Origin of the sequence: Gordonia sp. ALPHA1B1 (assembly GCF_005502615.1) — a bacterium.
Classification (GTDB): Bacteria; Actinomycetota; Actinomycetes; order Mycobacteriales; family Mycobacteriaceae; genus Gordonia; species Gordonia hongkongensis.
Genome location: NZ_SCOC01000006.1, coordinates 41,121 through 53,644, shown reverse-complemented (window position 1 = coordinate 53,644; position 12,524 = coordinate 41,121). Strand labels below are relative to the sequence as shown.

The 12,524-nt window shown below is 64.0% G+C and carries 13 protein-coding genes; 8 read left to right on the top strand and 5 right to left on the bottom strand.

The features are described from left to right. Window positions 1-241: 241 nt before the first annotated feature. The 4 genes from FFS52_RS05640 (at window position 242) to FFS52_RS05625 (ending at window position 6,924) form a co-directional block, all read left to right on the top strand. Window positions 242-2,158, top strand: coding sequence for an AAA family ATPase (locus tag FFS52_RS05640; protein WP_137809108.1), 1,917 nt, complete (start codon window positions 242-244; stop codon window positions 2,156-2,158). 1,003 nt (window positions 2,159-3,161) lie between these two features. Beyond that, entirely contained in the window at window positions 3,162-4,223 is a 1,062-nt protein-coding gene (locus FFS52_RS05635) for a hypothetical protein (RefSeq protein WP_137809107.1), read from the top strand. Then, window positions 4,220-6,007, top strand: coding sequence for a hypothetical protein (locus FFS52_RS05630; protein WP_137809106.1), 1,788 nt, complete (start codon window positions 4,220-4,222; stop codon window positions 6,005-6,007). The genes FFS52_RS05635 and FFS52_RS05630 overlap by 4 nt, the downstream gene beginning before the upstream one ends. Window positions 6,008-6,489: 482 nt before the next feature. Continuing rightward, window positions 6,490-6,924, top strand: a complete 435-nt coding sequence (locus tag FFS52_RS05625) for a DUF309 domain-containing protein (protein WP_137809105.1) — start codon at window positions 6,490-6,492, stop codon at window positions 6,922-6,924. Between the two features lie 6 nt (window positions 6,925-6,930). Here FFS52_RS05625 and FFS52_RS05620 read toward each other — a convergent pair whose 3' ends face one another. Continuing rightward, window positions 6,931-7,479 (bottom strand): dihydrofolate reductase family protein, encoded by a 549-nt coding sequence (locus tag FFS52_RS05620; RefSeq protein ID WP_137809104.1) that lies wholly within the window; start codon window positions 7,477-7,479, stop codon window positions 6,931-6,933. Window positions 7,480-7,551: 72 nt separating this feature from the next. After that, complete coding sequence (locus FFS52_RS05615) at window positions 7,552-8,109, bottom strand: TetR/AcrR family transcriptional regulator (RefSeq protein ID WP_349291721.1); 558 nt, start codon at window positions 8,107-8,109, stop codon at window positions 7,552-7,554. Between the two features lie 37 nt (window positions 8,110-8,146). Here FFS52_RS05615 and FFS52_RS05610 point away from each other — a divergent pair, with 37 nt between their 5' ends. Next, window positions 8,147-8,839: a lysophospholipid acyltransferase family protein gene (locus FFS52_RS05610; protein WP_137809102.1), complete on the top strand. Its 693-nt coding sequence runs from the start codon at window positions 8,147-8,149 to the stop codon at window positions 8,837-8,839. 22 nt (window positions 8,840-8,861) lie between these two features. On the opposite strand, the gene FFS52_RS05605 is transcribed toward FFS52_RS05610, so the two are convergent. The 3 genes from FFS52_RS05605 to wrbA all read right to left on the bottom strand — a co-directional run bounded on the left by FFS52_RS05605 (window position 8,862) and on the right by wrbA (window position 10,667). Beyond that, the gene (locus tag FFS52_RS05605; protein WP_137809101.1) at window positions 8,862-9,290 is read right to left on the bottom strand and encodes a nitroreductase family deazaflavin-dependent oxidoreductase; all 429 of its coding nucleotides are present in this window, start codon (window positions 9,288-9,290) and stop codon (window positions 8,862-8,864) included. Between the two features lie 68 nt (window positions 9,291-9,358). Next, window positions 9,359-9,853: an FBP domain-containing protein gene (locus tag FFS52_RS05600; protein WP_137809100.1), complete on the bottom strand. Its 495-nt coding sequence runs from the start codon at window positions 9,851-9,853 to the stop codon at window positions 9,359-9,361. Between the two features lie 214 nt (window positions 9,854-10,067). Then, window positions 10,068-10,667 carry an NAD(P)H:quinone oxidoreductase gene (gene wrbA / locus FFS52_RS05595; protein ID WP_064572107.1) on the bottom strand — a complete coding sequence of 200 codons (600 nt, stop codon included), beginning with the start codon at window positions 10,665-10,667 and terminating at the stop codon, window positions 10,068-10,070. A 135-nt stretch (window positions 10,668-10,802) separates the two neighbouring features. Between wrbA and FFS52_RS05590 the strand changes: the two genes are divergently transcribed. The 3 genes from FFS52_RS05590 (at window position 10,803) to FFS52_RS05580 (ending at window position 12,482) form a co-directional block, all read left to right on the top strand. Continuing rightward, window positions 10,803-11,555: a DUF72 domain-containing protein gene (locus FFS52_RS05590; protein ID WP_137809099.1), complete on the top strand. Its 753-nt coding sequence runs from the start codon at window positions 10,803-10,805 to the stop codon at window positions 11,553-11,555. Between the two features lie 119 nt (window positions 11,556-11,674). After that, window positions 11,675-11,908: a DUF2510 domain-containing protein gene (locus FFS52_RS05585; RefSeq protein ID WP_137809098.1), complete on the top strand. Its 234-nt coding sequence runs from the start codon at window positions 11,675-11,677 to the stop codon at window positions 11,906-11,908. Between the two features lie 79 nt (window positions 11,909-11,987). Beyond that, entirely contained in the window at window positions 11,988-12,482 is a 495-nt protein-coding gene (locus FFS52_RS05580; RefSeq protein ID WP_137809097.1) for an Rrf2 family transcriptional regulator, read from the top strand. Window positions 12,483-12,524: the final 42 nt, after the last annotated feature.

The window sequence follows — 12,524 nt, the reverse complement described above, 5'->3', positions numbered from 1 at the left end:
ACTGTGTGGGGGTTCGGTGGTGCCCTCGGTAGTGGCAGGGGCGAAGTCGTCGTGCGGCGCCACGATTCGGATTCCCGGGGCTGGCGGGACGACGGTGACGCGAGCACTGTCTGCTAGTCGCAGATGTCCACACCGAAGTACTGCCACCAGTACTTCTTCTCGCCGTGGGTCGATAGATGTCGTAGGGCAAAGCTAACCTGACTCAGTCTCAGCTTCTGCCGATCCGCCATTGGAGTCCACAGTGCAACTCACCCGGTTCCGTGTCCGGAAGTTCCGCAACATCGTCGACAGCGACGACATTGTGGTCGATCCGCACGTCACGTGCCTCGTGGGTATGAACGAGGCAGGCAAGACCGCGATCCTCACAGCGCTACATCTCCTCAACCCCGTCTCAGACCAGACATTCTCGGTGCAGCGCGACTATCCTCGTTGGCTCAAGGCCAAGGATCAGCGATCTGGTGAGCTGGCGAATGTGCGGCCCATCGTTGCTGACTTCACGCTGACAGATGACGAACTCGCCGAGGTGGATGCGCGCTTCGGGGCCGGAGCCCTCGCGAGTAAGACCATCACTTTGTCCCGGGCCTACGACGATGGCAACCTCTATTACGTAGTCCAAGCGGAGGAATCCGCAGTGGTGCGCGCCCTGGTGGAGCGGCTCCAACTATCGAACCAAGTGACGAAGGCGAGCAAGAAAGCCGATACGTTTGATTCTCTACGAAGCGCCCTCGACGGTGTGGATAGCGAAGACGAGACCGTCGTAGCTGAGGTAGCTAGATTTCGCGATGAAATCACTGCGCTCGTCGGAGACGGTACAGCTGCGAAGGCGATCTGGAAGCACCTGTCGGCACTGGTCCCCAGCTTTTTCTACTTCGGTGAGTACAACCTGCTCGAAGGGCGAATCGACCTCGTGAAACTCGCCGGGGACGAGGAGACTGCGTCGAGCCCAGACCAGACCGCCCGTGCCCTTCTCGCTCTAGCCGACACCACGCCAGACGCACTCAGCGGAGACGACTACGAGGATCGGAAGGCTGAGCTTGAGTCCGTCAGTAATGAGCTGACGGACCAGGTCTTCGAGTACTGGAAACAGAACCCGCACCTGCGGGTGCGGTTCGACATCGACCGCACGATCGGAATGAACGTTCAAGGCAATCCGGTCGTGACCCAGAACTGTCTCGACATCCGCGTCGAGGACACGCGACATCACTTCACGAACAACTTCTCGCAGCGTTCGAGCGGGTTCCGGTGGTTCTTCTCGTTCCTCGCTGCGTTCTCGGAGTTCGAGCAGCGGGCGGACAGCCTCGTCGTCCTTCTCGACGAGCCGGGCCTGACATTGCACGGCCGGGCGCAGGCCGACTTCCTCAGATTCATAGACGAGAGGCTCGCACCGGCAGCCCCCGTCATCTACACCACGCACTCGCCGTTCATGGTCAAGACCGACCAGTTGGAGCGCGTGAGGATCGTCGAAGACAAGGGTCCGGAAGACGGGGCTGTGGTGAGTCAGGAAGTTTTGAACGTGGGCGCGAGCAGCCTGTTTCCCCTCCAGGCCGCCCTCGGCTATGACATCGCCCAGCACCTATTCATCGGCGGCGTCAACCTGTTGGTCGAGGGACCGAGCGATTTCCTGTATCTGGATCTGATCGGTAGGCATCTCGCGAGCCAAGACCGGCCCGCGCTGGACGAGCACCTACGCATCCTCACGGCTGGCGGCTCCTCGAACATCCCCGCGTTCGTAGCGCTGATTGGCCGCGAACTTGAGGTATCTATCCTCATCGACTCTGGTACCGAGGGTGCCGGCAAGTTGGACGCAGCTCTTGAAGCCGGCCACATTTCCAAGGGCCGGCTGGTGCGCGTCGGCGACGTTACCGCTTCGAAGCACGCCGACATCGAGGACCTATTCGCCATTGACGACTACCTCTCGCTGTACAACAAGGCATTCGGCAAGCGGGTCAAGGCAACCAACCTCGGCAACGGGGACCGCATCATCTACCGGCTGGAGCAGCTGCACGGCAAGTTCGACCACTACAAACCCGCTGAGGCACTGCTGCGTAACCCGGCGCTCCTCGATGAACTCAGCGCTGAGACGCTCGAAAACTTCGAGAAACTCATCCAGCGGATCAACGCGACCCTTCAGACGCAGACTCCGATCCCGCCATCGTGACTTCTCTTGACCGGGCCATCGGGGGACCTGACACAGCCGCAGGTACCTCTTAGGCTTCTCCGCCATACCTTGCAAGATGCCAACGAACAAGCGACAGTTGCTCTCTCAGAATGTATCCCATCTTGTTGTAACGTCCGGAGTGCTCGATTGCACGCTCCACTAGCTGGAGTCGGTTGAGAAGTTCTGAACGGGTTGCGGAGTATCGTTTCGCGCATCGATCTGAGCAATAAAGGCGTGGCCGGCCGACTTTGCCGCCCTTGTACGTGCAGAGTTCGTGGCAGTCGGGGTGTAGGCAGGTCGCGGGGGTATCGATGAGGTCTTGACTTGCGAGCAGGTCATCGACGGTGTGAGCAGGACTGACGCGAAGAAACGGCATGATGCATCCCTATCCCCGTCCACCGACAAGATGCGGAGTGGTGGACGATTCAACAAGTGGGCTTCGATGTGTGTCTCAGACTCTACCGGAAGTCTGTGAGCTATCGGCATCGTGAAAGTGCTGCTGATCGCGGGGACACGCCGAAGCAATCAGGATGCTTTGCGAGCGAAATATGCAGCGATAGGTTGACGGCAGTGCCCAAGCTGCAAAGCGTCGGGGCGGAGGCAGACGCTGCGCCAACAGCGCCCGCCCCCTTCGGGCACCCGACTAGGAGGGAGCCCGCGTGGCTCATCGTAGTGCCGTCATGGCGCGCGTCCGCCCTGTGTTGGCGGTGACACCTGTAGGTGTGGCGTGGTGGTGCCCGCAACTGGGCATTCCCCCACCCATTCAAGTCGCGTCGAGTGATCGCGTTCAAACCCGACATTCGTCTGCATCACCTCTGTTCTGTGTCAGAACCGAGAGGTGTGTGCCGTGGGAGGGCCGGGGCCTAATCCGGCCCCCCACGGAGCGGCAGTAGCCGCCACCAAAAACCCTTTACTTGGAAGCTAGGAGACTTGGCATGTCTATTTCATCGTGCGCTCAGCACGAAAGCAATCCCATCCCGGTTGTGTCTCGGGGGTGGTGGTGATGGCGCGCAACGCCGGTGGGCCCATTCGGCCGCATCGCAACGACGGGGACAGCACACGGTCTCGTCGCAGTACCCGGACGGCGAGAACCGGTGAGGGCGAGGTCGTCGTGGCGGCGCTTTCCGCTGATCACCTCGATCAGGACCGGCTCCAGCGTTTGCGTGGGCTGGGGATCAAGGTCCGCCAGGCCGAGATCGGGGAGTTGGTGCGAGAGGACGCGGCACGCGCTCAAGCATCGGTCCCGTTTCGATCGGAGATCGTCGACCGCGACGCGTTCGGCTCGATTGTCCACCTGTTGGTGGCCTACTTCTACGACAATGGCCGGGTCGATCCGTTGCGCGCGCTTCGACGCAGCAATATCGACAGCTACCTGAGCACACGGGCCCGTCCGACCCGGAGAACGGTGCGATACCTGCTGTACGCGGCGGGACGCAGATTTCATCCGAATGAGTTCCCGCCGGCGTTGACTCTCGATGCGCCGCGCCAGAACCGAACGTCGCCCGCAACAAAAGAAGATATCGCAGCGTTGTATCGGGTGGCTCTCACGCTCGGTGAGAAGTGGGGCCCCGCACTGACCGTCCTTTTGGATCTGATGGTCGGGGCCGGAGCGCGACCCGAAGAACTCAAGCACCTGCGTCGCAGCGATGTTCGGATCGAACGGCACCACGGCCAGCGTTGGGTCATTGTCACTCTCCAAACGCCACGGACCGATCCCAGGGACGTTCCGATCATCGACGCAGAGATCGGCTACCGACTAGAGCGGTACGTCGCAGACGCACGTCATGACCATCTGCTCGCGTTCGGCAGCAATCCCACGGTGGAAAGAAACGGGATCAACCGCGTCAACGACCGTCTCGCAGAACGAGACCAACCCGAACGTGTAAACAGCAAGGCCTTGCGCCACGCCTGGATGCGGGAGGCCGCCGGGGTCTTTCCGGTGGACCAGTTCTGCTACTTGGCGGGTATCAGGAGCCTCAGCCACGTAGACGAACTGGACCTTGTCACGGGCAGCACCGGCGCCATCGACGAGATCACCTCCTACCTTGTGGACGGTGTGCAGTGAGCGTCCACCCGAGCATCAACCACCCCGAAGTCCATACCGGGGAGCGAATCTTCCTGCTGGCGGTGGGGATCGTCGAACGATCCGGAGTTGCCGGCATGATTGAGCAGTGGCGACTCGAACGGATCGCAGCGCCGCGAGGGACGTTTCGCGGCGCACTGCCGTACACAATCACATCGCTGCTCGTTGCATTGGCGTGCGTCCTGCTCAGAGGAGGTGCACCGACGATCCGCACGACATTTCGGACGCTTCTGGATTTCAACTCAGCGCAACTCGCTCGAGTCGGAATCGACGAGACGGATCTGGTGGCGATCAGATCCGACGCCGACCGCGCGTTGAAGAGCTTTCGCAACTGGGTCGATCGAACCGTGACGTGCCTGGATTCCGCTCCCGATCAACCCGCCGAACGAATCCCTGTGGCAGAGCACAAGGCTATCGTTCGAGCCCGCACACCCGAACAAGTGAACCTCTACTCCACCGCGGCTCAGCGACTATCAACCGTCGTCAACCGCATCCTCGCCGGCTCAATCCCCGCCGAGTACCGACAGAGCGGCCGCGGTGACGTAGTTGTCGACGAAACGATCATCGACACCGCCTCAGACTCATACGACCTTGGAGTCACCGACGATCGCTACCGGGCAGCTGTGTACTTCGGCGGGTTCTATCGGAGGGACTACCAAAACCGCGTCGACGCAGAAGGCAACTCCCTTCCCAAGAAGCAGGCATGGGGGATCGGGGTCACCGCCGTCAGCAGCGTCGGTCCACCGGAAGCGCTGCACAATCGCCCAATCCTTTTCACGGGCCTGGCTATTCATCCTCCCACCTCCGGTTCCCTCGAAGGACTCGAAGAAGCGATCAAGCATCACCAGGCCAACGGATTCGACGGACGCCCGGCTGGACGCAACGCGCGGTGGCCCCTGTTGACCTTCGATATGGGATATCTGAAAGAGGGGCTCGATCGTTGGCAGTTCGAGCGCAAATATGCGGCGGTGTACAGGTATCCCGAACATTGGAGACGCGACTATGAAGCGGTGCCCGCCGTTCGGGGCGGTGTGAAGCCCGGCCCGGTGCAACTGTCCGGGGCGTGGTACTGCCCGACAGCCGCGGATATCTCTCTGGATAAGAAATACGTCATTCCTCTCCGCGACGTGCTGACCCGAGATGACTGGGAGGCCCGGGAACGGAGACTGCGCCAGCTGCTTCCCCGCCTCATGGGGGTAGATCGCCGAATCGTCGAGCGCAATACCCGGTCCGGCCGGCCGGCCGAAGGTGAAGAGCCTGAGCGGTCGATCAAGTTGATTGTGACCTGCCCGGCGAGCCTCGGCAATGTCCGCTGTGCCCGATGGAACAACCCGGCGACCGAGGACCGCCTCGACCTGCTCTACATCGAACCTCCAGAGGACATGCCTGACTACCCGTGCTGTAACCAACGCAGCGTGACAATCACACTGACCGATGACCAGCGCAAACGGCAACAGCTGAGTCAGTTTGCGCCAGGGTCCAACGACCACGCCATCTACTTCGAGGCGGCCAGGGCGCTCACCGAGCAACGGTTCAGCCTCATCAAATCGCGGACCATGGTCGGACTTGTTCACCTCAAGTACGGAGCGAGACGCGAACCCTTCGTCAAACTCGTGCTCGCCATGGCATTTGCGGTCGTCAACGTACGCGAAATCGAACGGTTCGAAGCCAGCAACCGCAACCGACCCGAGTCCATCGCCGCGAAGTGGCGCAGACTCGAACGCGATATCGGGCAGTCGCCGATCCGAATGCCCAACCGGACATAGCTCGCACAACCGCATTGGCATGAAGAGGGGTGACCGCATTGGGGTCACCCCTCTACATGTGCACGCACGCCTGAAAGCAATCGAACTTCAGCCAGTGCAAACAGCACGATTTCGCTCTGACCCGCTGTAACCAGGTAGCAGTCGGATCTCCAATCTGATGCACCTCGGCGGCGCACTCGGTGCCGCGTTCCTCCCAGCCCCAACCGCACTGCTCCTGGTTCGCCTCGACGACGTTCGGAAACCAGTCGGAGAATCGACAAGAACTAATCGGACATCGGACACTGTTAGACTGCCTGAGCAGGCAAGGTGAACTTGTCACCACGAGCGAAGACAAGGTCAGGTTGCACAGGGCAACCTGGCCTTTCTCGTTTCCGGACCCGATGGACGGGTACCGTCCTGCTGCCGCTCGTACCGCTCCCCGGTCGCAGGCAGGGACGCCGAACGACAATACGGTTCGCGACCATTCGATCAGGAGGTGCTCGGTGTCCGACGACCGCGATCGCGACCCCGACGGTCGCGCGCGTCAGGCACGGCCACGTGACGAGCTGGGACGGCCGCTGCCCTATGGCGAGCGCGGCGTCGAGCCCGTGTCCGAGGAGCCGTTGCCGCCCGACGAGACGATCGCGCTCGCGTGGCAACTGCTCGAAGACGGGCGGCCGTTCTCGGCGCACGAGGTGTTCGAGACCCGCTGGAAGTCGTGTCCGCCGGCGGAGCGTCCGCTGTGGCAGGGACTGGCCCAGCTCTGCGTCGGACTGACCCACCATCGTCGTGGCAACGCCGTCGGCGCGCGACGCCTCTACGACCGCGCGGTTGCGCGATTGACGGAGTACGAGCAGTCGCACGGACCGACGTACGGGATGGACCTCGCCGCGATCCGCGCCCGTGCTCTCGAGGAGATCGACTCCGATCCGACCTGAACCGCGTCACACCGTCCGATAGCGCAGCAGCGAGACGCCCAGCTCGAACGCCTTGGTGTCGACGAGCCGCAGGGTCGGGATCTCCAGACCGGCCGGGAACAGGCGCCGCCCCGATCCCTGGACGGTCGGGTAGACGAACAGCCGGTACTCGTCGACGAGACCGGCGCTGATCAGGGTGTGGCACAGGCTGATGCTGCCGGTCACGACGATGTCCTTGCCATCGGCGTTCTTCAGCGCGGTGACCTCATCCACGACATCGCCGGACAGCACCGTCGAGTTCTGCCAGTCCGGGTCGGTCATCGTGCTCGACACCACGTATTTGTCGACGGTGTTCAGGTAGTCGGTGATCCCGGTGGCGTCCTCGGTCTGGCGCGGCCAGAAGCTGTGGAAGTCCTCGAAAGTCTGCCTTCCGACGAGCAGACCGTCGGCCTCGGCGTCCTGCCGGTGCGACTCGGCCATGAGGTCCGGCGCCTCGACGGTCGGGTCGAACCAGTCGGTCAACATCTCGATCGAGCCGTCTAGCGTCATGTTCTGGGTGATCGCCAGCGTTCGCATGCTTCTCCTGAAGAGTCGTCGCGGTGTTCTCCCAGATACCGACCGGCGGGGCGGGCGATAGTCATCGGGGGATCAGCGCGACGGCCGCAGACAGTTCTCGACGATTCGGTCGACGAGTTCGTTGTCGTCGATCCCGGGCGCGGCCAGTCCCAACGATCCCGTCGAGGACAGCATCGCGATCCCGTGTACGCCGACCCACAGCTCGGCTGCGCGCAGCTCCGGAGCGTCGACCGTGCCGCTGTTCTCGATCAGCGAGACCAGCCAGGCGAACAGTGGCCGTGAGGTGGTGCGGAGGTCGGCCCCTCCGCCCTCGAGCAGGTCGTGCCGAAAGATCAGGGCGAACATCGCAGGTCGACGACGGGCAAACGCGACGTACGCGAATGCGACGTGCCGGATGCTCTGGGGTACCTCGCCCGCCGCACGCATCAGTTCCGACGACAGGTCCTCCAGGCCTTCGCGGGCGATGGCCGCCAGAAGCGCGCGGTGCGTCGGGAACCATCTGCGGGGAGCGCCGTGGGAGACGCCCGCGCGGCGCGCGATCTCGCGCAATCCCACATCTGGTGAACCGGTCTCCTCCAGCAGTTCGACGCCGGCACGAACCAACGCGATCCTGGTCTTCGCTGACTCCACGTAGACAGTGTCACCCATGCTCGGGTAGACACTGTCTATGCGCGTGAGAACCAGGCTGTCGTACGCCCTGTGTCGGTACGTCCTCGTCGGTCCGGCACTCGTCCTCTGGGGGAGACCCCGGATAGCGGGCCGCGAGCATCTACCCACCACCGGGCCGGTCATCGTGGCTGCGAATCATTTGTCCGTGCTCGATTCCTTCTACCTGGCTCTGGCCGCGCGTCGACCGGTGACGTTCCTCGCCAAGCGCGAGTACTTCGAGCGGCCTGGTCCCGTCGGTCGCCTGCAACGCTGGTTCTTTCTCACCCTGGGGCAGATCCCGGTCGATCGTCGTGGCGGCACGGAAGCGTCGTCGGCGCTCCGACGAGCGGTGGAAATCCTGGAGGACGGGGGAGCCTGGGGAATTCACCCCGAGGGCACCCGATCCCCGGACGGGCGGATGTATCGCGGACGGACCGGGGCCGTGCGGGTGGCGCTGATCACGGGTGCGCCGCTCGTACCCGTTGCGATCTCCGGGACCGGGCGAGCGGATGGCCGGTTGCCAGGCAGACGCAGGGTCACGATCGACATCCTCCCGCCGATCGACCTCGGATGCGGAGACGTCGCCGAGGGCCGAATCCGCGTCCTCACAGACGAACTGATGGCGACGATCTGCGAGCGGTCCGGACAGAACTACATCGACGAGTACGCGCGGCGGTGGACCAGCGGCGAAGGGCGGCCCGGCGCTGCGTGAATCATCGAACGGGCGGGACCCTTTACCGCGGTGTCAGCTCGACGATTGCCAGCGGACGCGTCGTCTTCTTCTGGTAGCCCGCGTAGCGACCGCGGTTCACCTCGTCGACGAGGACGAAGCGCCGGGCGTAGTCCGGGTCGTCGGGGTAGGTCGCCCGCGCGGTGACCTGGATCCGGCGCCGACCCACCTGGACCTCGACATTCGGATGGGCCTTGAGGTTGGCGAGCCACCCCGGTGGTCGCGGCGACCCGCCGTTCGACGCGACCACCAGGTAGGCCTCGCCGTCGCGGGCATAGGTCAGTGCGTTGCACCTCGCCTCACCCGTGCGGCGCGCGATCGTCCGCAGCAGCAGCGTGGGATTGCCCATGAGCAGGCGGTGGCCGATGAGACCGCCCGAATGCTCGTACAGCCACTGGTGGGTCTGAAGTGCTCGGATGAACAGCGAGGTCATTGGTCCACTATCGCCGAACCGCGATCGGCGAACCGGCTGAAACACCGGTTCGCCGATCGACGCTCCGCTCAGCTGTCCCCGCTCGCCACGCGCTGTGCGAATCCCGCGAGGTGGGTGCGCAGCGCGGCAATGCGTTGCTGCCGCACGGTTTCGGGGTCGTCGGTGGCAAAGATGGCCGACGGCTTGGCGCGGACGTTCGTCGAACATTCGAAGTTCGCGCAGATCAGCGTGCCGACGGTGTTGCCCTTGCGTCCCGCGGCGCCGGCGAACTTCGCGCTGAAGAAGGCGACCTCGTTGGGCAGCTGGACATCTTCGCAGAACGAGCACAGCGGACGGTTGCGCGGCTGGCGGCCGCCGAGTCGCAGCATGATCCCGACGACGTCGTCGTCGGTCGGGATGACCACGTATCCGACCATCGGGAGCTTCGGATCCCGCCAACCGGCGAAATCCAGCTTCTCCCAGTAGAACTCGTCGAAGTCGGGTGGGAGGGTCATGCTCTTGCGTTCGCGCAACGAGGCGTTGACGAACGACGAGCGAATCTGGGCCTCGGTCAAGGAATGCATGGTTGTGTACACCTCAGGTGTCGGAGGATGGAGGAGAGCACGATTCGACCGGCGCGGTCCACAACAAGGGACGCGCGCCGGTCGGGGCGGGGTGCTCAACCGTCGGCGCGCACGACGCCGACGACCTCCTCACGCCCGAAGGGCGCCACTCGGACAGACACGAGGACCGATGGTGGACCTCCTGGTGATCGCTGTCAACCCGTTTCGCGGTGACTCAGCCGGCGAGGAGTTTCGCGATGCGCACCACGCGTTGCGCCATGTGTGCCAGGGCCGCCTTCGTCGCGTCGTCGAGGTCGTTCTTGTTCTCCGGACCCGTGACGTGGGAGACGCCGTACGGGTTGCCGTCGGCGAACTTCAGCCCGTCGGTGTAACCGGGCGGGACGAGGATGCCGCCGAAATGCATCAGCGACGTGTAGAGCCCGGTGAGCGTGGTCTCCTGGCCGCCGTGCGCGGTCTGGCTCGAGGTGAAGGCGGCGTAGGCCTTGTCGGCCAACTTGCCCTCGGCCCAGAGTCCGCCGAGCGAGTCGATGAACGACTGGAACGGCGAGGCCGTGCTACCGAACCGCGTCGGGCTCCCGAAGATCACCCCGTCGGCCCAGACGATGTCGTCACCGCTTGCCGCGGGCAGGTCCTTGGTGGCCTCGTAGTTGGCCGACCACGCCGGATTCTCGGCGAACGTCTCCGGATCCCGCGTCTCGGCGATGTGTCGGACACGAACCTCGGCTCCGGCGGACTCGCCGGCGTCTGACAACGTCTGCGCCATCGCGGTGCCGTGCCCGGTGGCCGAGTAATAGATGATCGCCAGCTTGGTCAATGTGTCGCTCCCGTCTCGGTGATTGGCATATGCCGCCGACGGGTACCCGGAGCACGTGAATCGACACCCACGCGCATGCCGACTACTCGTCGTGGACGGGATTCGTAGCCCCGTCCCCAACGGATAGGCACGACGGTGCTGTTCATCGGCACCTCCGGGTGGCAGTACCGCGACTGGCGGGGTGCGTTCTACCCCCAGAAGCTTCCGCAGCGTCTGTGGTTGGACTACTACGCCCAGCGGTTTCCGACCGCAGAGGTCAACAACACCTTCTATCGGCTGCCGGAGAGGAAGGCGTTCGAGAACTGGGCCGAGACCGTTCCCGCCGACTTCCGGATGGCGGCGAAGATGAGTCGCTACCTGACCCACATCAAGCGCCTCCAGGAGCCGGCCGAACCGGTCCAGCGCTTCCTCGACCGGTCGGCGGGACTCGACGGTCGGCTTGGGCCGGTGCTCCTCCAGTTGCCTCCCAACCTCCGCGCCGCGCCCGACGCCCTCGACGAGACGCTCGCGCTGTTCCCGAAGACGATTCAGGTCGCGGTCGAGTCCCGGCACGATTCGTGGTGGACCGACGAGACCCGGTCGATCCTCGAACGGCACAACGCGGCGTTGTGCTGGGCCGACCGGAAGAACCGCATCCTCAATCCACCCTGGCGCACAGCCGATTTCGGATACTTGCGACTTCACGACGGCACGTCGCGACGACCGATGAGTTACGGGACCCGTGCGATCGACAGCTGGCTGCGCCGCCTCTCGGAGTACTACGACGACTCGTGCGATGTGTACGTCTACTTCAACAACGACCCGGGTTGCGCCGCTATCGACAACGCGTCCACCATGATTCGCCGTGCGCAGCGGCTGGGGTTCGCGGTCAAGACCGTCGAGAATTGATCCGGTGAGAATCGGGCCGGTCCGGTGTGCGGCACGGGCGGGTCCATCGTTCGACGTAATCGGAGCACAGTTGCCGCCGACGACGTGGCAGCCCGCCCGGCGCTCGGTACGGTGCGAGCATGTCGATCCTGCTGATGCTCGTCGTCCTGCTCGCGCTGCTGGGCGTTCTCGGTGCCGGCATCACCGGCATCGTCGTACTGGTGTCCCGGAGGTCGGCGGGTTCGGTTGTGGACGGCTCACGGAATGTCGTGGCCGGCTGGTACCCGGACCCGCAGGACCCGGTCGCAGATCGGTACCACGACGGTCAGACCTGGACCCCTTACATCCGGCCCCGCATCGCCGACGGCGGATAGGCAGCCCGTAGGCGTCGGGTGACCGGCATCACCGGTTATAATTGGTATTTCTCGTACCAATTTATGGTCTACTTGCATCATGCAATTGACACGCTTCACCGACATCGGCCTCCGAGTCGTGATGCGGTTGGCGGTCGCAGATCAAGGTGGCTCGGTTGCAACAGCTCTCACCACCAAGGACCTCGGCCGGGAACTCGCGGTCCCGTACACGCATGTCGCCAAGGTCGTCGGCAGGCTGTCGGAGATGGGCGTCGTCCATGCTCGACGCGGTCGAACAGGTGGGCTGACGATCACCGAACTCGGCCGCGATGCCCGCGTCGGGTGGCTCGCACGTTCGCTCGAAGGCGATGGCGAGGTCGTGGAATGCGAGGGCGCCCAACCCTGTCCGCTGCGGAATGCGTGTCGGCTCCGGGGCTCGCTGGCCCGCGCGGTGACGGCCTTCTACGAGAGCCTGGACACCGAGACGGTCGCCGACCTCGCCCGCGAGCCGACGAGCGCGGTGTTGTTGTCGCTGACGCCGCGTCCGGCCGGCCATGAATCGTCCGCATCGATGCCCCGACGCCTCGGCTCCTGACCCGATCTCCGATCGGCTCGTTCCGACCCAAGATTTCCTGCG